Annotated in this window: 13 protein-coding genes, 3 tRNA genes, 1 pseudogene and 2 riboswitches; of the genes and pseudogenes, 9 read left to right on the plus strand and 8 right to left on the minus strand. The window is 59.2% G+C overall.

Going from position 1 to position 18671, the window contains the following annotated elements; translation table 11 throughout:
- Positions 1-135: 135 nt before the first annotated feature.
- The 4 genes and pseudogenes from QZ540_RS05890 to QZ540_RS05905 form a co-directional block, all read right to left on the minus strand.
- Positions 136-604, minus strand: a pseudogene (locus tag QZ540_RS05890) (ATP-binding cassette domain-containing protein); the annotation flags it as partial.
- Between the two features lie 276 nt (positions 605-880).
- A tRNA-Phe gene (locus QZ540_RS05895) sits at positions 881-953 on the minus strand.
- 73 nt (positions 954-1026) lie between these two features.
- Positions 1027-1100, minus strand: a tRNA-Asp gene (locus QZ540_RS05900).
- A 68-nt stretch (positions 1101-1168) separates the two neighbouring features.
- Positions 1169-1241 (minus strand) — tRNA-Glu (locus QZ540_RS05905).
- 1037 nt (positions 1242-2278) lie between these two features.
- On the opposite strand from QZ540_RS05905, the gene QZ540_RS05910 reads away from it, so the two are divergent.
- Entirely contained in the window at positions 2279-2860 is a 582-nt protein-coding gene (locus QZ540_RS05910) for a hypothetical protein (protein WP_049346590.1), read from the plus strand.
- Between the two features lie 346 nt (positions 2861-3206).
- Here QZ540_RS05910 and QZ540_RS05915 read toward each other — a convergent pair whose 3' ends face one another.
- On the minus strand, positions 3207-4610 hold the full coding sequence (locus QZ540_RS05915) for an FAD-dependent oxidoreductase (RefSeq protein ID WP_294628409.1): 1404 nt from the start codon (positions 4608-4610) through the stop codon (positions 3207-3209).
- Between the two features lie 313 nt (positions 4611-4923).
- A complete protein-coding gene (locus QZ540_RS05920) occupies positions 4924-5289 on the minus strand; it encodes a DUF2218 domain-containing protein (protein ID WP_294628411.1) in 366 nt (121 codons plus the stop codon).
- 343 nt (positions 5290-5632) lie between these two features.
- Between QZ540_RS05920 and QZ540_RS05925 the strand changes: the two genes are divergently transcribed.
- The 4 genes from QZ540_RS05925 (at position 5633) to QZ540_RS05940 (ending at position 10458) form a co-directional block, all read left to right on the plus strand.
- Positions 5633-7099, plus strand: coding sequence for an NCS2 family permease (locus QZ540_RS05925; protein WP_294628413.1), 1467 nt, complete (start codon positions 5633-5635; stop codon positions 7097-7099).
- 332 nt (positions 7100-7431) lie between these two features.
- On the plus strand, positions 7432-8880 hold the full coding sequence (locus QZ540_RS05930) for an NCS2 family permease (protein WP_294628415.1): 1449 nt from the start codon (positions 7432-7434) through the stop codon (positions 8878-8880).
- A 142-nt stretch (positions 8881-9022) separates the two neighbouring features.
- Positions 9023-9706: a hypothetical protein gene (locus tag QZ540_RS05935; RefSeq protein ID WP_294628417.1), complete on the plus strand. Its 684-nt coding sequence runs from the start codon at positions 9023-9025 to the stop codon at positions 9704-9706.
- 2 nt (positions 9707-9708) lie between these two features.
- Positions 9709-10458 (plus strand): hypothetical protein, encoded by a 750-nt coding sequence (locus tag QZ540_RS05940; protein WP_005509213.1) that lies wholly within the window; start codon positions 9709-9711, stop codon positions 10456-10458.
- A 102-nt stretch (positions 10459-10560) separates the two neighbouring features.
- Here the strand turns inward: QZ540_RS05940 and QZ540_RS05945 are convergent, their stop codons facing one another.
- Positions 10561-11004: a YchJ family protein gene (locus tag QZ540_RS05945; RefSeq protein WP_294628420.1), complete on the minus strand. Its 444-nt coding sequence runs from the start codon at positions 11002-11004 to the stop codon at positions 10561-10563.
- 169 nt (positions 11005-11173) lie between these two features.
- Positions 11174-12601 carry an LLM class flavin-dependent oxidoreductase gene (locus QZ540_RS05950; protein WP_294628422.1) on the minus strand — a complete coding sequence of 476 codons (1428 nt, stop codon included), beginning with the start codon at positions 12599-12601 and terminating at the stop codon, positions 11174-11176.
- 113 nt (positions 12602-12714) lie between these two features.
- A riboswitch (SAM riboswitch) is annotated at positions 12715-12823 on the minus strand.
- A 175-nt stretch (positions 12824-12998) separates the two neighbouring features.
- Positions 12999-13094, plus strand: a riboswitch (SAM riboswitch).
- 4 nt (positions 13095-13098) lie between these two features.
- Here QZ540_RS05950 and QZ540_RS05955 point away from each other — a divergent pair.
- The 4 genes from QZ540_RS05955 (at position 13099) to QZ540_RS05970 (ending at position 18523) form a co-directional block, all read left to right on the plus strand.
- A complete protein-coding gene (locus QZ540_RS05955) occupies positions 13099-13935 on the plus strand; it encodes an ABC transporter ATP-binding protein (RefSeq protein ID WP_294628424.1) in 837 nt (278 codons plus the stop codon).
- 109 nt (positions 13936-14044) lie between these two features.
- Positions 14045-15109: an aliphatic sulfonate ABC transporter substrate-binding protein gene (locus tag QZ540_RS05960; RefSeq protein WP_044150835.1), complete on the plus strand. Its 1065-nt coding sequence runs from the start codon at positions 14045-14047 to the stop codon at positions 15107-15109.
- Complete coding sequence (locus QZ540_RS05965; protein ID WP_102034116.1) at positions 15109-15951, plus strand: ABC transporter permease; 843 nt, start codon at positions 15109-15111, stop codon at positions 15949-15951. The genes QZ540_RS05960 and QZ540_RS05965 overlap by 1 nt, the downstream gene beginning before the upstream one ends.
- A gap of 448 nt (positions 15952-16399) precedes the next feature.
- Positions 16400-18523, plus strand: a complete 2124-nt coding sequence (locus QZ540_RS05970) for an AMP-binding protein (protein WP_294628427.1) — start codon at positions 16400-16402, stop codon at positions 18521-18523.
- Positions 18524-18671: the final 148 nt, after the last annotated feature.

Raw genomic sequence — 18671 nt, forward strand, 5'->3', positions numbered from 1 at the left:
CACGAATTGGAACGACAAGAATAATATCCAATGTATTTCTCCTATAGTTATGCTTTTATGAGCGAATCAAGGTATCAATATGCTCTACTGATTGTCTCACATATCACTCAAATATGTTTGATTTTTAACAAGACAGGCGCGAGCCTGCGCCTCCTTGCGGGAGGCGCCGAGTAGGCGCGGTACGGTAGCAATATTCTGCGCGACGGTGCGGTGCGGCATGAGCCCACCCTGCTGCATCACGTAGCCAATGCCGCGGCGCAGCTCGTAGGGGTTCTTCTCATGCACGTTCACGCCGTCAATGGTGATGGTTCCGCTATTGGGCTCCACCATGCGGTTAATCATGCGCAGACTAGTGGTTTTACCGCAGCCGGAGGGGCCAACGAACACGGTAATCTGCCCGGCGGGAATATGCAGGTTCAGGTTCTGCAGCACCGTGGTGGGTTCACCGGTTCGGCTCGGGTAGCTTTTGGTGATGTTCTCGAAGCGGATTCCGCCCACCTGAGCACTATCCGACAGCAGTATTTTTTGCCCACGGAATTTGGGGGGAGCCCGGAATCTGAGGTGAACTCTCTGGAGGCTGCGCGTTGGGATTCTGAGCGGTCATGGGTGCGGCAATCCTTTCTGCAGCCTGGTGTTACAGCCTGGTGTTAGGGCCCGGTTTTATAGCCCGGTGCGTGCGCCGTGCCCGCAGAAATATTTGGGTCAGTTTTCTGCGGGGGCTTTCTAGTGTGGGCGTGGCATTGTTTCCCTATACAAAAAGGCGGCATCTCAGGGTTTTATTCCCAAGATGCCGCCTTTTGACGGTTTTGCAGTATCTGCAACCGCAAAGTTTTTTAAAAACAAAACCCGCCCCACTGTAGAAGCCTGGAGGCGGATTTCGTGGCTCCGACCGGCGTCGATCCGGTGACCTTACGATTTTCAGTCGTACGCTCTACCAACTGAGCTACAGAGCCTTGCGTATTTACTTTTAGATACGCAATGACCGCGTCTTCGGATGAATAATCATCTGAACTTACGCGGCCAGAGCGACCCCGACGGGACTTGAACCCGCGACCTCCGCCGTGACAGGGCGGCGCGCTAACCAACTGCGCTACGGGGCCTTGTTGGAATCAACAGAAGTAAATTCTATATCATCTAACTTGGCTTTGCAAATCGTGAGATTTGCAAGTACCCCCAACGGGATTTGAACCCGTGCTACCGCCGTGAAAGGGCGGCGTCCTAGGCCGCTAGACGATGGGGGCCTAGTCGATCGAACAGGTTCCGTTTTCTTCATCCCGTCGTTCGAACCTCCACTAGTCTATGACAGGTTTGCGGAGGCGTGCAAACCGTTTTGTTCGATTTTGCCCGATTTTGACCCCCATTTTCGACCATTTATAGCCTGGCACATATGTGTTTAAGCTTGTCAATGAGGATTCAGAAAAACTTCAAAAAATTTTAAAATTTCTTCACAACACCCCATATCGGGGGCTTTTGGAGGGGTTTTAGCTACTTTTGGGCACCCGCAGAGGCCTCGAGGAAGCCCTATTTTCTACTCTGGCTTCTAGAAATTTTCTTCAGAATCTTCCAAAATTTTGCTCCGAAGAGGGTTGAAGAGAGTCAAATGACCTGTAAACAGCTCTTCACAAGAGTTCCGAAAATCCGTTTTCCGCTCCCTCACTCACCTCACGGCAGCCCCAAAAGCCCCACAATATCTCTAAAAAAATTTCAATACTTTCTGGCGTCCCCCATATCTACCCCCACCCTATATAAGGGGCACAGATATAAGGTGCACAAGCAAGCACAGACCGGGCCACAAAACCGCAAGGGAGTGCGCGGTAAATTCTGTAGTGAATCCTGCGATGGATTCCGCGGTGCATCTTCGGTGAACTTGGCGGCGCATCCCTTCAGCAAGACTCGCCTCAACCTTCAAGCGACCCACAAAAATCTGCCGCGCAAAGCAACTACAGACCAGAATGCACGTAGATGCAAATATTCATTCTTGGGAATACAATAAACCGGCTTGTCAGACGCTTATTTTTCTCTCAGTGCAGATATCTACTCAATTATGACGACATAGAAATATAAAGATTTGATAAACCTCTAGCGATTGACAAGGAGAGATGAAAGCCAGCTGAAAATACCCCCTGAAATAGCTTGAAGCCCCCTCTTTGAGCACCGTACTATAGAGGGCGTGAGGTCACTTCCGGACCTTGCACGGGGTCACTTCCGGAGCCCCAGACGTAAAGTCACCGCACATTACAGCACCGATAAACCGCATAGAGATCCAAAGGGGGATCCAGTGTCCGCAACGATGAATCGCCGCACGGCATTCCGTGCACTCGGCGTAGGCACCGCAACCATCGCTCTCGGCTGTGCAGCTGCACCCGCAGCGCAGGCACAGCAGATGGCGCACCCGCAGAAGGCAATGACTGCCGACCAGCAGCTCAAGCTGATTCTGCGCCGCCTAGAGCAGGTACCCGCCCGTTTGAAGTATGCGAAGCCTGGATCCTCCAACCGCGTTAATAGCGGCATTGAGAGCGCACTGGGCAACCTGACCACCGTCCAGGGCACTGACGCAGGCCGTCAGATTGCAAGCGCTAAGGCCGCTGTTCGTAAGTCTGATGGACGCGCCCACGCAGCGCTCTCCCCCGTTGGTGTTATTGCCTGCGTTGTCAGTATTGCAAAGTTTGTCATTCAGCTGGGCATCGCCATTTACAAGCTTATTAAGGCACTCGTTAACGCCTTCAAGCAGTGGAAGACCTTCAAGAACATCGTGAAGGCCGTCATTTCTGGTGAAACCCGCAAGAAGCTGGGTACTGAAACTGAAACCGTACTCAAGGCCATTTTGGGCATTGAAGACGTCCTCAAAAAGTGTGCATAGTCTACACACCGTACGGCTATGCGCTTGTTTAGAGAGCTAATCTTGGTGTTTCTTTAGCTTTCTAGACCCCGTTAAGGGATGCGCCGCACGTGGAGTCACTGCATGGGCTCGCTGCGCGTCCGGGTAGCCGGAGGGTATGTCCTCGAGTGTCTTCGGCACCTACCCAGCCCACCCCGCATGACCTCATGGTGCGGGGTGGGTTTCTTTAACCGCTCTTTCGATAACTCTTCCGGGCGAGCACTTTCCGAGAGCCCCCTACTCCCCCGCTTCCTTATATATAGACAAAAATCGACCCCGCACCGGCTCACGGTACGGGGTCGATTTCTATGTTCTACGTGCTAGAAGATTACTCGCCGCGGGAGATGTTAATCATCTCGTCGCGGTCCACAACCTTCACGCGGGCGCGAGGCTCACCGGCAGCATCCTTGGATGCTGCGCCCAGTGCCTTCTCGTGGTCGTCCAGGCGGTGCCAGCCTTCCCAGGTGGTGTACTTGATGCCCTTGGAATCCAGGTATGCGCTGAATGCCTCTGCCTCCGGCTCGGGTGCGGTGTAGAGGTTCTCGCGGTCCTCGAGCAGGTGAGTGATGGTCTCGAGTGCGTCAGACTTGGTGGAGCCGATCAGGCCGACGGGGCCGCGCTTGATCCAACCGGATGCGTAGAGGCCGGGAACGACCTCGCCGTTCTCGTCCACGACGCGACCCTCAACGTTGGTGATGACGCCGCGCTTGTCGTCGTAACCGATTTCGGGCAGTTCGGAACCGAAGTAGCCGATTGCACGGTAGACGGCCTGTACGGGGTAGTCCACGTACTCGCCGGTGCCGATGATGCCGCCGTTGCCGTCGAGCTTGTTGCGTTCCATGCGCAGGCCCACGACCTTGCCGTCTTCGCCGAGGATTTCGTGCGGGGACTGCAGGAAGTGCAGGTGCAGGCGGCGGGATGCGGTCTGCTCGTTGTTCTTCTGGTCTTCCAGCCAGCCGCGCAGGGTCTTCATCATGACCTTGGTCTGGGCGTTCTTCTCCATTGCTTCCTCGGAAGCCTCGTCGAACTGGAAGTCCTCTTCGTACAGGACGATGTCCACGTCGCGGGAGTGTGCGAGTTCGCGCAGCTCGAGCGGGGTGAACTTCATCTGTGCGGGGCCGCGGCGACCGAAGACGTGCACGTCGGTCACGGGGGAAGCCTTCAGGCCCTGGTAGACGTTGTCGGGGATTTCGGTGACGAGCAGGTCGTCAGCGTGCTTGGAGAGGATGCGGGAGACGTCCAGGGCGACGTTGCCGTTACCGAGCACTGCAACCTGCTCAGCTTCGAGCGGCCAGGTGCGGGGGTAGTCGGGGTGGCCGTCGTACCAGGAGACGAAGTCTGCTGCGCCGTAGGAGCCGTCCAGGTCGATGCCCTTAATGTTCAGGGGTGCATCAAAAATCGCGCCGGTTGCGAAGATGATGGCGTCGTAGTGTTCGCGCAGGTCGGCGAGGGTCAGGTCCTTGCCGTATTCGACGTTGCCGAAGAAACGGATGTCGCCGCGGTCCAGGACCTTGTGCAGCGCGGTGATGATGCCCTTGATGCGGGGGTGATCCGGTGCCACACCGTAGCGGATCAGGCCGAAGGGGGCGGGGTAGCGGTCGAAGATGTCGATGGCGACCTCAACGGCGCCGGTGCGGACCTCTTCAGACTTGGTGAGGATATCGGCGGTGTAAATACCGGCGGGACCTGCACCAATAACGGCGACGCGCAGGGGGCGTGCTGCTTCAGACACGAAAATCTTCCTTTCGAAGTTCACCGTCCGGCGCCCAGTGCGGCGCGAACAGGCGGTGAGCTTAGTGTTCACTTCTTGCCTATTTTACCGGGGATTGACGGGTGTTCGGGGGCTTATATGTCTTCGCCCACTAAATAGGACAATTTTCTGTCACCTAATCCGGGCGGGGTCACTTAATTCAGGAGGGGTCGCCTAATCCGGGCAGCGCGGCGCATCCAGCACCGGGAGCCTCCGCGCGCAGCGGGCATAGAACTGCCCCACCCTCCGAGGTGCAGGAGGGCGGGGCAGGGTAACGAAGACTAGGAGGCAGGGACTAGGCGGCGGGTACCGCCTCAAAGGAGACGGTCAGTTCCTCGCGTTCACCGAAGCGAACCAGGTGGCGGTCCAGCACATCCGCCAGACCAGCAGCCAACTCGTCGCTCTCGGCACGTACCTCCATGACGAGGGCACCGTCGATTTCGCGCAGGTCACCGTAGCCGCGGAAAATACCATCGCGGTTGAAGGTGAGGCGCAGACCGTCGGGCAGTTCTGCGGTGCCGAGCTTGCGGCCCATGTGCGAACCGAGCTGCTTAATGTATCGGGCGGGGCGGTCGGTTGCTACGACGGCGCGCTGGCGTACTGGCAGGGATTCTGCGACGGGGTAGTTCTCAGCGGTGTTTTCTTGGGGAGTTTCAGTCATGGTGGATTCCTTCTCATCTATGCCGGAAAAGGCTCACCACACGGAACCTGGCATCCGGCGACGCATGTTTCACCTCGAATATAGCAGAAACTTAGGGTCTACTAACCTAACAAACTATCATTGTTCGCGCAGAGGCGAGAGATAGTTACCGCTATTACGCCCCCAAAAAATCTCTGAACGAAAGCTGGGAATTTCCTGGATTAACGCTCAGAGAAACTTTAACCGTAGAATATTTCGGTAACAACAGTGTCACCTCCCCAACACACCGGGAAGTGGCACTTTTTTATGCGGGTCCGGAACCCCGGCGCCCGCCCCTACTAAGAGTATCTACGGATTTTCACGAATGTCTTCTGAGAACACCGCGGCTCCCCAGAACCCCAAGGCAGAAGCCAAGGGCGCACTGGACCGTTACTTCAAAATCAGCGAACGTGGCTCCACCATCGCAGCAGAATTCCGAGGCGGCCTCGCCACCTTCTTCGCGATGAGCTACATCGTCGTGCTGAACCCCCTCATCATCGGCCTCGGCAAGGACGCATCCGGCAACGCGCTCGGCGTGCCGCAGGTCGCAGCAATGACCGCACTGGTCGCAGGCGTCATGACCATCCTCATGGGCGTCATCGCCAAGCAGCCCTTCGCCATGGCAGCAGGCCTCGGCGTGAACGCACTGCTGGCTACCACCATCGCCTCCACCCCCGGACTGACCTGGCCCGCCATCATGGGCCTCGTCGTATGGGCTGGTGTGCTGATGACCATCCTCGTGCTGACCGGTTTCCGCACCGCAGTGTTCAACGCGGTCCCCGAATCGCTCAAGGTCGCAATCGTCGTCGGTATCGGCTTCTTCATCGCCTTCATCGGCCTCGTCAACGCAGGTATTATCCGCCGCATGCCCGACGCAGCAGGCACCACCGTGCCCGTCTCCTTCGGCGTGAACGGCCACCTGCTCGGCTGGCCCACCCTGGTCTTCCTGTTCGGCCTGTTCCTCACCATTGCGCTGTTCATCCGCAATGTAAAGGGTGCAATCCTCTACGGCGTGCTCGCCTCCACCGCCCTCTCCATCATCCTGGAGAAGGTCGTGCCCTCCGGCAGCTCCCTGGAATCCCCCACCGGCTGGTCCCTGAACGTCCCCGTCTGGGACTCCAGCACCAGCAAGCTCCCCGACTTCTCCCTGTTCGGCTCCGCTGACCTGTTCGCAGCCTTCGGCACCCTCGGTGGCATGGCTGCCGTTCTGCTGATCTTCACCATCCTCATCTCCGCGTTCTTCGACGCAATGGGCACCTCCGTCGGTCTCGCAACCGAAGCAGGCACCATCAAGGACGGCCAGATCGAGAACGTCGACAAGGTCCTGCTCGTGGACGCCCTCGGCTCCGTAGCCGGCGGTGGCACCTCCTCCTCCGCAAGCCAGATCTTCGTGGAGTCCGCAACCGGTATCGGCGCGGGCGCACGCACCGGCTTCGCAAACATCGTCACCGGTGTACTGTTCCTGATCGCGATCTTCCTGACCCCGCTGGTCACCATCGTGCCCTTCGAAGCTGTTGCACCCGCAATGGTGTTCGTTGGCTTCCTGATGATCCGCCAGGCAGTGAACATCGACTGGAACGACTGGGGCCTCGGTATCCCCGCGTTCATGACCATCATCTTCATGCCCCTGGCATACTCCATCGCGGACGGTATCGGCGCAGGCTTCCTGTCCTACGTCTTCATCCGCCTGGTGCAGGGCCGCGGTAAGGAAGTTCACTGGCTCATGTACGTGGTTTCCGCAGTGTTCCTCATCTTCTTCGCTAACGGCCTGATTACCGGCTGGATGCACTAAATACATCGGGTGCTCAACCCTCCTGCGTGGAGGCGCGGGCACCAGCAGGGCGGGGTACCGGCACCATTTGGGTTGCCGGTACCCCGCCCTGAGCTATTCTTCCCTCTGCCCCGGTTGCCGATTCTGGTTGCGGGGGTAAGGGAAACACCACATCACCGACTGAACCGCCGCACACAACGCGTTTCAATGGCACAAGTTAGGAGGCGGCGCCTACAATGGTTGAACCATTGTGGCGCCCAACCCGGGATTTACCCGCGAGCTTAGCCCGTGAAATTTACCCGTGAAACCGGCGGCGCGACAGTACACACCGAACAACATCAACGGATCCTCACATGTCTGAACCCCAGAAGGCGGCAGCGCCCACCAGCGCACTCGACCGCTACTTCAAGATTTCCGAACGCGGCTCCTCCATCGCCGCAGAATTCCGCGGCGGCCTCGCCGCATTCTTCGCCATGAGCTACATCGTGGTGCTGAACCCCCTCGTCATCGGTACCGGTGCTGACGCATCCGAACGCACCCTCGGTATCGCACCCGTCGCGGCTGTGACCGCGCTGGTTGCCGGCGTGATGACCATCCTCATGGGTGTTATCGCCAAGCAGCCCTTCGCGATGGCAGCTGGCCTGGGCGTGAACGCGCTGCTCGCCTCCACCATTGCCACCACCCCGAACCTGACCTGGGCAGACATCATGGGCCTGGTCGTTCTTGCCGGTCTGATCATGACCGTTCTGGTGCTCACCGGCTTCCGCACCGCGGTGTTTGAGGCGGTCCCTGAGTCGCTCAAGACCGCGATTGTAGTCGGTATCGGCTTCTTCATTTCCTTTATCGGTCTGGTCGACTCCGGCATTATCCGCCGCATGCCTGACGCAGCTGGCACCACCGTTCCGGTGAGCCTCGGCGCGGGCGGTCACCTGCTCGGTTGGCCCACCCTCGTCTTCCTCTTCGGCCTGTTCTTCACCATCGCGCTGTTCATCCGTAACGTGAAGGGCGCAATCCTGTGGGGCGTGCTCGCCTCCACCGCGCTGTCCCTGATTCTGGAGGCGGTTGTCCCCTCCGGTTCCGTGCAGAAGGCTGCAACCGGCTGGTCCCTGAACGTGCCCTCCCTGGATGACATGAAGTTCACCACCCCGAACTTCTCCCTCATCGGTTCCGCTGACCTGTTCGGCGCGTTCACCCACATCGGTCCGCTGGCTGCTTCGCTGCTGGTGTTCACCATTCTGCTGTCCGTGTTCTTCGACGCGATGGGCGTTTCGGTGGGTCTTGCCGCCGAGGCTGGCACCATGAAGGACGGCAAGGTTGAGGACATTGACAAGGTCCTGCTCGTGGACGCTTTCGGTTCCGTTGTCGGTGGTGGCGCGTCCGGTTCGGCGAACCAGATTTTCGTGGAGTCCGCTACCGGTATTGGTGCGGGTGCACGCACCGGCTTTGCGAACATTGTGACCGGTGTGCTGTTCCTGCTGGCGATTTTCATTTCGCCGCTGGTCACCATCGTTCCTTTCGAGGCGGTTGCCCCCGCACTGGTTGTGGTCGGCTTCCTGATGATCCGCCAGGCCGTGAACATTGACTGGACCGACTGGGGTCTGGGCATTCCGGCGTTCCTGACCATTATTTTCATGCCGCTGTCGTACTCGATTGCGAACGGTATTGGTGCCGGCTTCGTGTCTTACACCTTCATTCGCCTGGTGCAGGGCCGCGGCAAGGATGTGCACTGGCTGATGTACCTGGTCTCCGCAGTGTTCGTGATTTACTTCGGTATGGGCATCATTAACGGCTGGACCCACTAAGTCCAACGGTCTACATATTTGCTGAGGGCAGGTTCCTGAGGCAGCTGAGAACGTAAGTTTTCAAGCTGCCGAAGGGCCTGCCTTTGGTGTATCTGATTCGCTCTTACATGTTCCTTATCGCGCCTGGGTGCAAGGAAAAATCATGGCAGAATCATTCCGTTTCCGGTATGATTCTGCCATGATGTCCGTTCAAGAGTATGCCCAAGAAGCTAAAGTTTCAGAGCGAAGCGTGCGCGCCCGCCTAGAACGCGGAATGCTCCAGGGGCGTAAGTTGGGAAGCCGCTGGATTGTCGACGCCATTCCCGCAGCACACCGCAGTAATGCTGGCCGCCCTATTTCTTTTGAAGCATTCAACGCTTTGGCGCGTTACTGCGATGGGCAGTCCTCTGTCCTATCTGCTGAGGAACGCCGCAGGGCAAAAGAACGTGCCTCAGCGATTCAGGTGCAAGGGGCAGCGTCTGTTGAGCGATACCGAGCCCGCCGCGGGTTGAAAGTGCATCACCTGTTGGCTCCTCCCGCTGAGATTCCTGCAATTTTGGAAGACCCTGCATTGTCGCTGACCGGTATTAGTAGCGATATTTCGCAGGTGTACGGCTCAATGGTTGATGCATATGTTTCGAGCCAGGATTTAGAGAACATCATTTTTCTGTACAACCTGCTTCCAGCGTCTGTAGATTCGGCGAACATTATCTTGCGTGAATGCGATGAGCCGCCCCACATTCTGCCCTTGCATGTGGCGGTAGATCTTCTAGATTTGGGGGATCCGCGAAGCTCCGCTGAGGCAGAGCGCATTCTTCAAGATTCTGTTTTCAAGAAAGCGTCTTAGTCATGACCGCATCCCCTATTTTGATTCCTGCTATTGGGGCAGAGCGTGCCTCTTGGCTTGGTCTGGCTGATATCTCAGAGATTATGCCGCAAGGATGGTCCCTGGCAGGCGGAAGCATGATGCGTCTGTTGGCTGCAGAGCGAAGCTACGCTGGTTCTCGATCCACTCACGATATCGACGTTATTCTTGATATCCGCGCATCACGGGCGTATGTTCGTCAGTTCCATGAGGCTCTTAGCAATGCCGGATTTTCAATTGCCGGATTCAACGCATCAGGTCAAAATCACCGATGGGTTCGCGGTGAAGCTCAGATAGATATCCTCATCCCTTCGGGACAGTCGGAGGCCGCTCGCACCTATGAGTATCCGGGGTTTGGCCGCCTGTTAGAAACTCGTGGTGCCCAGTTTGGGCTTGAGCGTACCCGTAAAGCATCTGTACTCTGCGCTGACCGCCAATTTACAGTCAATGTTCCTGATGGTTTGGGCGCTCTTTACGAGAAGGTATCAGCCCTGCTCAACAATGGAGATTCCGATAAAAGTCGACATTTCCGAGATATTATTCTTTTGTCTTCGGTTCTTAATTCTCAAGAGCGTCGAGATATCCCGACGCTTTCTGGAAAACAGATATATCGCCTTCATGATGGTGTCTCCAGGTCAGTTCACGAATATACCGGCATTATTTCTGACCATGAGCTGGAGGTAGCCTCTCGTTTAGAGAACTATCTTGAAAAGCTTCTAAAAGACAGAAGCTAACTAAAACAAAGAATGGCAGAATCGTTCCGGTTTCGGAATGATTCTGCCATTTCTTCTATGCCCGCACGCTGCACGAGACAGGGGCAGGGAAAGTGACGAGATTTAGCGGACGTCTCCATCCACATAGAACCAGGCGCCGCCCACCTTCTCAAAGCGTGACAGCTCATGCATGCTGCCCTTCACCCGCTTCTCCGCAGGAACACCCGGCACCGAACGGTAATACGCAACGAACTCCACCGTACCGGACGCATCAAACGGGCCACCCGAAGCACCCAGAATATCCAGGCGATACCAGCGGATATCATCCTCCAAGTCCAGCGTCGCCGGGCGAGTACTCGGATGCCAGCTCGCCAGCAGATACGCCGCATCGCCAGTCGCAAACGCGGTAAAACGCGAACGCATCAGCTGCTCCGGCGCGGGAGCAGTCAGCCTGCCGGAGGCGGAAAACTCGCCCAGGAACCTGCCGCAGCAGGCGCCGTACACCTCGCCGCTCGAGCAGGGGCAGCGGTCATCATGGTTAAGTTCAACCTGGTTAAGTTCAGTCATGCCACCCAGTATAAAGAACGTGCCACGTCAAGAAGGCATCGCATCAAGAAAGCACAGCGCAAAGAAACGCCCGCTCCGCCGGGGATACAAATCCTCCAGCAGAACGGGCGTTCTTGTTTTCAATCGTTAAGTTTGAGCGAACCTACACGGTACGCATCAGCGGCAACGCTTATTCAGCGATTGCGCGAGCCGGGGTGTCAGCCGCGGAAGGCTTGCCCACGTATGCGCCACGGTACTTAGCAGCCGGGTGGCTGTCAGCAACCTTAGTGTGGCCCTTACCGAAGATGTTCTCACGCAGGGTGTTGCCCTCGTACTCGGTGCGGTAGCGGCCGCGCTTCTGCAGCTCGGGCACAACGTACTCGATGAAGTCCTCGAAGGAACCCGGGGAGACGTGGTACGCGAGGTTGATGCCGTCCAGGCCACCCTCGTCAATCCAGCGCTCGAGCTCGTCAGCAACCTGAACCGGGTCACCCACGATGACCTCGCCCATGCCACCGATGGTGGTGTGCTCAGCGATGGCCTTGCGGGTCCACTTCTTGTCCTTCGCCTGCAGGGTGAAGGGGGTCAGGAAGGACTGAATCGACTCGGTCTGCACGTAGTTCAGGACCTCGTCCTCGTCGAACTGGGACAGGTCAACGCCGGACCAGCCGCCGATAATAGCCTGTGCAGATTCGAGGTTGATGTACTTCTTGTACTCCTCGTACTTTGCCTTTGCCTTCTCTTCGGTCTCATCCACGATGACGGAGAGCATTGCCAGAATCTTGACGTCGTCGCGGCTACGGCCCTGCTCCTCGGCAGATGCACGGATGCGGTCGGTCACAACGCGGGTCAGGTCCGGGCGCAGGGCGCTGATGAACACAGCCTCAGCGTGCTTACCGGAGAACTTCTGGCCGCGGCTGGATGCGCCAGCCTGGAAAATCACGGGGGTGCGCTGCGGGCTCGGCTCGGTCAGGGAGATGCCGGGCACGGAGAAGTACTTGCCCTTGTGGCCAATCGGGTGGACCTTGGAGGGGTCAGCGTAGATACCGCGCTCGCGGTCCTTGATGACTGCGCCGTCCTCCCAGGAGCCTTCCCACAGCTTGTAGCAGACGTCCAGGAACTCGTCGGCGATTTCGTAACGCTCGTCGTGCGGGATCTGGGCGGGCAGGCCCTGGTTCTCAGCAGCCGAAGGCAGGTAGGAGGTCACCACGTTGAAGCCGACGCGGCCGTCGGTCAGGTGGTCGAGGGAGGCGTAGCGGCGAGCCAGGGTGTAGGGCTGCTCGAAAGTAGCGGCAGCGGTCACGCCGAAGCCGAGGTGCTCGGTTACTGCAGCCATTGCAGAAATCTGGGTTGCGGGGTCATTCACGGGAACCTGAGCGGCACCCTCGATGGCGGGAGCGGCAGAGTTCTTGTACACGTCGTAGATACCGACCACGTCAGCGATGAACACGGCGTCGAACAGGCCGCGCTCAAGGGTCTTAGCCAGGTCAGTCCAGTACTTGATGGTGTTGTACTCGGTTGCACGGGAGCGGGGGTGACGCCAGAGATCGAAGCTCTGGTGACCGATGCAGGTCATCTCGAATGCGTTGACTACGATGCGCTTCTTCTGCTCAGCCATCGATTTTCCTTTCGCGAATGATCGGGGACGATCGGGTTTGTACCCTGCACCCCGCGCGCCGCCTCCTGATGCCTTCTGCGTTTGGTGGTGGCCTTCGTGCAGGTGGCGCGTTCGCGCCGTACTTGCCTCTTTCCGTTGAGGCCAGATCATCATCTGGGGCACCCCGCTACGGGAGAGGGTTGCCGCCCGGCTAGCCAGAGCTTAGCGCCGGGACTCATGATCTCGTGGTTTGAGTGTACGGGGCGTACGGGAGGGAGGTCACGTTTGTGACGAAAAAATATTTTTGTGACGCGGAACCGAAATATTTCGTGACAAATGCGAAATATACGGTCACAGAAATTCATACGCGCCCGTTGGGTTGATTGAGGCACGCCACAGCCCATAGGGTTGGAGGAGCAAACCATCCAGAGCGACTGAGAGACCTGGCTCCACGACGTCGCAGCAACCGGCACGGATCCTTCCGCCCCGGTGCTAACGCCAGGAACGATGGAAGTGACATGACACTCAACAGTGCAGTAACTGACGCACCCACCAGTGAAAACACCGGCCACCACGCCGTATCCACCGCCGCCGTCCCCTTGAGCTTTGAAGACGTCGGACAATCTTTCCCCGTGCCCGGCGGAACCCACGAAGTTCTTCGCGGAGTCTCCTTCACCGCAGCTCCCGGCGAGATTATCTCCGTCATCGGCTCCTCCGGATGCGGCAAGTCCACCCTCCTGCGTGCAGCAGCAGGCCTGAACCGCATCACCGCAGGTACCGTGCGTATCGGCGAGAAGGCGGTAACCGGCCTCGACCCCCGCGTCGCTATCGGCTTTCAGGAACCGCGCCTGCTCCCCTGGCGCACCGTCGCCGACAACGTGGCGCTCGGCCTGCCGCAGGGCACCAAAAAGGCTGAGGGTGAAGCATCCGTAACCCGCCTGCTCGACCTGGTCGGCCTGAGCGAATACGCAACCCACCGCCCTAAGGAAATTTCCGGCGGTATGGCTCAGCGCGTGTCCCTGGCGCGAGCGCTCGCCCGCAACCCCGGCGTGCTCCTGCTCGACGAGCCATTCGGCGCCCTCGACGCACTGACCCGCATCAACATGCAGGATCTGCTGCTGGACGTGCACCGTCAGGATCCGACCACGATTCTGCTGGTCACCCACGACGTGGAAGAGGCGCTGTACCTCTCCGACCGGGTCATCGTGCTCGGCAAGGACACCCCGGAGGCGCCCGCCACCATCCAGCGCATCGTGACCGTTGACCGCTCTCACCCCCGCGACCGCGCGGATGCAGAAATCACCGCGTTGCGCAGCGAGTTGCTCGCTGAGCTCGGCGTGGAAGACAACGCCTAGGTCGCAACAACGCCAGAACCGCAGGCAACGCTAGATCTGCAGGCAACACCAGCGCCGCCGCATTTCTCACACATCACATCATCATCTTCAGAAGCGAAAAGATTTCATCATGACTTACTCCCCGTCTCGTCGTACCGCCCTCAAGTCCCTTGCCGCAGCCGCCGCTTTTGCTACTCTGCTCAGCGCCTGCGCCGGTGAAGGTTCCGGTTCCGCTAACGCCTCCGGTGCTGCCGGTGGTGGCAATCAGAACACCGTGACCATTGACTACGCGACCTACAACCCGCTGTCCCTGATTATCCGCAAGAAGGGTTGGCTTGAGACCGCCCTCGCCGCCGAGGGTAAGAAGGTTGAGTGGGTCAAGTCGGCCGGTTCGAACAAGGCGAATGAGGCGCTGCGTAGCGGCAATATTGATGTCGGCTCGACCGCCGGTTCGGCGGCGCTGCTGGCACGCGCTAATGGCTCCCCCATCAAGGTCATTAGCCTCTACTCGCAGCCGGAGTGGTCGGCACTGGTGACCCGCAAGGATTCGGGCATCACCAAGGTTGCGGATTTGAAGGGTAAGACCGTTGCCGTGACCAAGGGTACCGACCCGTACTTCCTGCTGCTGCAGGCACTCAAGCAGGAGGGTATTTCCGCTTCGGATCTGACCATTCAGAACCTGCAGCATGCCGACGGCCGTACCGCCCTGGATAACGGTCAGGTCAACGCGTGGAGCGGCCTGGACCCGATCATGGCTGCCGCCGAGGTTGAAAGCGGCGACGTGCTCTTCTACCGCAACCTGAACTTCAACACCTACGGCTTCCTGAACGCGACCGAGAAGTTCATTCAGTCCAACCCGACCGCCGCACAGACCATCGTGGACGTGTACGAGTACGCTCGCGCCTGGGCTAAGAAGAACCCCGAAGAGGCTGTGAAGATTGTCGAGGAGGAGTCCGGCATTAAGCACGAGACCGCCCAGGTCGTCATGGAGCGCACCCACCTGGATATCGACCCGGTTCCGGGCGCTAAGCAGGTTGAGGTTCTCAAGGGTGTCGGCCCGATCCTGGTGGAGTCCGGCGACGTTCCCTCCCAGTCCGACGTGGACAAGGCGCTGAACAGCATTGTGGACGACCAGTTCGCAAAGAAGGCTGACAGCGCAGCCGTCGAGAAGATCGCAAAGGTGGTTGAGAAGTAATGACCGCCGCAACGATTACCGCCGCCTCCAGCGCTCGCGCTGAGCGTGCTGAGAAGCGTGCCTCTTCCGTGAAGCTGCCGTCGAACCCGTTCGCCGGTAAGCAGTACCTGGGCCTGATTCTTCCCCTGGCACTGATTGCCCTCTGGTACATTCTGAGCACGAACGGCGTGTTCACCCAGGTTCAGCTGCCCTCCCCCGACCGTGTGGTCAGCGCCGGTGTTGAGCTGGCGCAGCGCGGCGAATTGGGCCGCCACGTGGCGATTTCTACTCAGCGTGTGCTGATTGGTTTCGGTATTGGTGCCGTGCTCGGCCTGGTGCTGGGTGCGCTGATTGGCTTGTCTGCGCCGGTGCGTCTGATTGCCGCACCGACCATTGGTGCGCTACGTGCCGTGCCGTCCCTGGCGTGGGTTCCGCTGCTTCTGCTGTGGATCGGTATCGGCGAGAATTCCAAGGTAACCCTGGTTGCTATTGGTGCGTTCTTCCCGGTGTACACCACGGTTTCTGCGGCTCTGGCGCACGTTGACCCCAAGCTTGTGGAGGCGGCACGCGCCTTCGGTCTGAAGGGTCTGCGCCTATTCACCACGGTTCAGCTTCCCGCGGTTCTGCCGTCGGTCGTTTCGGGTCTGCGTCTGGCGCTGGCTCAGGCGTGGCTGTTCCTGGTCGCCGCTGAGCTGCTGGGTGCATCCATGGGCCTGGGTTACCTGCTGACCGACTCGCAGAACAACGGTCGCACCGACCGCCTGCTGCTGGCTATTGTGGCGCTGGCGGTGCTCGGTAAGATTACCGATGCACTGGTGGGTGTTTTCGAACGCTGGGTGAAGGCGAAGTACCCCAGCAACTAACGCCACCAGCAATTAGCACCACAGTTAAACGCAACACTCAGCACGCGCTGAGTTTTAGGAGAGATGTCCGCCGCGTGGTTGCTCCCGACAGTGAGCTAATCATCGCTACGTGCCGGAGAAAGAAGTCGGCGGGGAAACCTGTCGCCTACTGAATGATGATGATGATGATGAATCCCGCCCCGCGCCCCACAGCAGTGAGCGCGGGGCGGGGTCTTTAAATATTTCGGAATATTACGAACCGATACACAGCATGCCGAATATGACGGGCTCCTTTGCTTCCTGGCCCGGAGCGCGCTTTACTAAGAAGGCAAACCATCCAGAGCGACCGAGAGACCTGGCTCCGTGACGTCGCAGCAACCCCCTCGCCAACGCACACACAGACCCCACGGTCACACAGACAGCGGCACGGCGAGCAAGGGTGCTAATGCCAGCAACCGATGGGAGAATAATGGGACTGCCCACCCCCTACTCGTTCACCGACCCGCTGAACCCCACCCCGAACCCCGCCCTCGAATCTGACGAGGCGCGCGTCGCGTTCTGGGAGAAGCAGGCGCAGCGACTCACCTGGGCTGAGCCCTGGCACACCGCGCACCGCTTCGAGAAGCCGAAGTCCCTCGGCTTCGATGAGGAAGGCATCGAACAGTTCACGATCCCCGAAATTAAGTGGTTCGAGGGCGGCAAGCTGAACGTCGCCTACAACTGCGTAGACCGCCACGTGGAGGCGGGCCGCGGCGACAAGGTAGCCCTCTACTTTGAAGGTGAACCCGGCGACCGTGAAGCCATCACCTACGCCGAACTGCAGCGCCGCATCGCGAAGGCTGCGAACGGCCTGCTGTCCCTGGGCGTGCGCAAGGGTGACCGTGTGGTCATCTACCTGCCCGTCATCCCCGAAACCATTATTTTCACCCTCGCCTGCGCGCGTATTGGCGCGATCCATTCCCTTGTCTTCGGTGGCTTCTCCGCTGAGGCGCTGAAGTTCCGTGTGGAAGACACCGGCGCGAAGGTTCTCATCACCACCGACGGCCAGAACCGCCGCGGCAAGGTCGTTCCCGTGAAGGTGAACGCCGACGAAGCTTGCTCCGGTGAGAACAACATTGAGCACGTTATCGTGGTGGACCGCACCAGCGCCTCCGACCCGGTAGCGCACGCCGCTGTGCCGTGGACTGAGGGCCGCGACGTCTGGTACCACGACCTGGTGGACGACCAGCCCGACACCCACGCCTACGAACTGCACGACGCCGAGGATCCGCTGTTCATCATCTACACCTCCGGCACGACCGGTAAGCCCAAGGGCCTGGTGCACACGATGGGCGGCTACCTGGTACAGACCGCGTACACCCACGCACTGCTGTACGATCTGTTGCCAGATTACGTGGACGAGAACGGCGTGCTGCGCCCCGACGAGCTGTCCGCCGTCAACGACCCCGAGAAGGTGGAATCCACCGTTCACTGGTGCACCGCCGACCTCGCATGGGTGACCGCGCACACCTACGAAATCTACGGTCCGCTGGTTAACGGTGTGTCCGAGGTGATTTATGAGGGTACCCCTAACACCCCGCACTACGGCCGCCACTTCGAGGTCATTGAGCGCTACGGCGTGACCAACTACTACACCGCCCCCACCCTGATTCGTTCCCTCATGGGTGCGTTCCCCAACGGCCCGGAGCCCGGCAAGTACGACTTCTCGACCGTGCGCCTGCTCGGTTCGGTGGGCGAATCCATCAACCCGGAGGCGTGGCGTTGGCTGCGTCAGCACGTGGGCGGCGGCACCGCGGCGTTCATCGACACCTGGTGGCAGTCCGAGACCGGCTCGACCGTGTGCTCCCCGCGCCCGCACGACCCGGCATTCGCACCCGAGGGCACCTACCCGGAGGGCACCCCGCACTGCACTCCCCTGCCCGGTTGCGCTACCCGCGCCGTTCCCGGCGTATCCACCCGCGTGGTGGATGAGCACGGCGACCCGGTCGAACCCGGCAAGCAGGGCTTCATCGTGGTCGATAAGATTGGCCCGTCCATGGCTCGTACCGTGTGGCAGAACCCGCAGCGCTTCCTGGATTCCTACTGGCGCCACTACGGCGAGCGCGGCTGGTTCCTCGCCGGTGACGGCGCGAAGGAAGACGAAGAGGGTAACGTGTACATCCTCGGCCGTATTGATGACGTGATCAACATTTCGGGTCACCGCCTGTCCACGATTGAGATTGAGTCGGCTCTGGTCACTCACCCGGCTGTGGTTGAGGCTGGCGTCTGCCCCGTGGAGGACGACCTGACCGGTCACCAGGCGGTCGCCTACGTGACGCTCACCGACGAGGGTAAGGACCTGACCGAGGATGAGCTGAAGGCGGCGCTGACCGCGCACGTGCGTGAGCACATTGGCCCGATTGCTAAGCCGAAGGATGTTGTGGCGGTTGCCGATATCCCGAAGACCCGTTCGGGTAAGATTACTCGCCGCCTGCTGGGCGAGCTGTACCAGGGCCGTTCGCTGGGCGATGTTTCTTCACTGCAGAACGAGGAGGCGCTGGGCCACATTGCGCAGGTGCTGGTGGATACCGGCCGCGTGAGCGAGGCTGTCTAGGCTCTGTTGCTGAGCTGAACGCTAGACTGAGCTGAACGCTAGACTGAGCTGAAAGCTGCATGCAGTAAAGGTGCGGATACCGAATGATGATTCGGTATCCGCACCTTTACTGTTTTATAGAGCCGACAAGGCTCTTTATCGGCGTTGC

The sequence above is a fragment of the uncultured Rothia sp. genome (genome assembly GCF_916049665.1).
Lineage (GTDB): Bacteria > Actinomycetota > Actinomycetes > Actinomycetales > Micrococcaceae > Rothia.

Coding starts and splice junctions, on each gene's coding strand:
- QZ540_RS05920 (WP_294628411.1), bottom strand. CDS start 5,289: ATGACTGAAACTCCCCAAGAAAACACCGCTGAGAACTACCCCGTCGCA.
- QZ540_RS05925 (WP_294628413.1), top strand. CDS start 5,633: ATGTCTTCTGAGAACACCGCGGCTCCCCAGAACCCCAAGGCAGAAGCC.
- QZ540_RS05930 (WP_294628415.1), top strand. CDS start 7,432: ATGTCTGAACCCCAGAAGGCGGCAGCGCCCACCAGCGCACTCGACCGC.
- QZ540_RS05935 (WP_294628417.1), top strand. CDS start 9,023: ATGGCAGAATCATTCCGTTTCCGGTATGATTCTGCCATGATGTCCGTT.
- QZ540_RS05940 (WP_005509213.1), top strand. CDS start 9,709: ATGACCGCATCCCCTATTTTGATTCCTGCTATTGGGGCAGAGCGTGCC.
- QZ540_RS05945 (WP_294628420.1), bottom strand. CDS start 11,004: ATGACTGAACTTAACCAGGTTGAACTTAACCATGATGACCGCTGCCCC.
- QZ540_RS05950 (WP_294628422.1), bottom strand. CDS start 12,601: ATGGCTGAGCAGAAGAAGCGCATCGTAGTCAACGCATTCGAGATGACC.
- QZ540_RS05955 (WP_294628424.1), top strand. CDS start 13,099: ATGACACTCAACAGTGCAGTAACTGACGCACCCACCAGTGAAAACACC.
- QZ540_RS05960 (WP_044150835.1), top strand. CDS start 14,045: ATGACTTACTCCCCGTCTCGTCGTACCGCCCTCAAGTCCCTTGCCGCA.
- QZ540_RS05965 (WP_102034116.1), top strand. CDS start 15,109: ATGACCGCCGCAACGATTACCGCCGCCTCCAGCGCTCGCGCTGAGCGT.
- QZ540_RS05970 (WP_294628427.1), top strand. CDS start 16,400: ATGGGACTGCCCACCCCCTACTCGTTCACCGACCCGCTGAACCCCACC.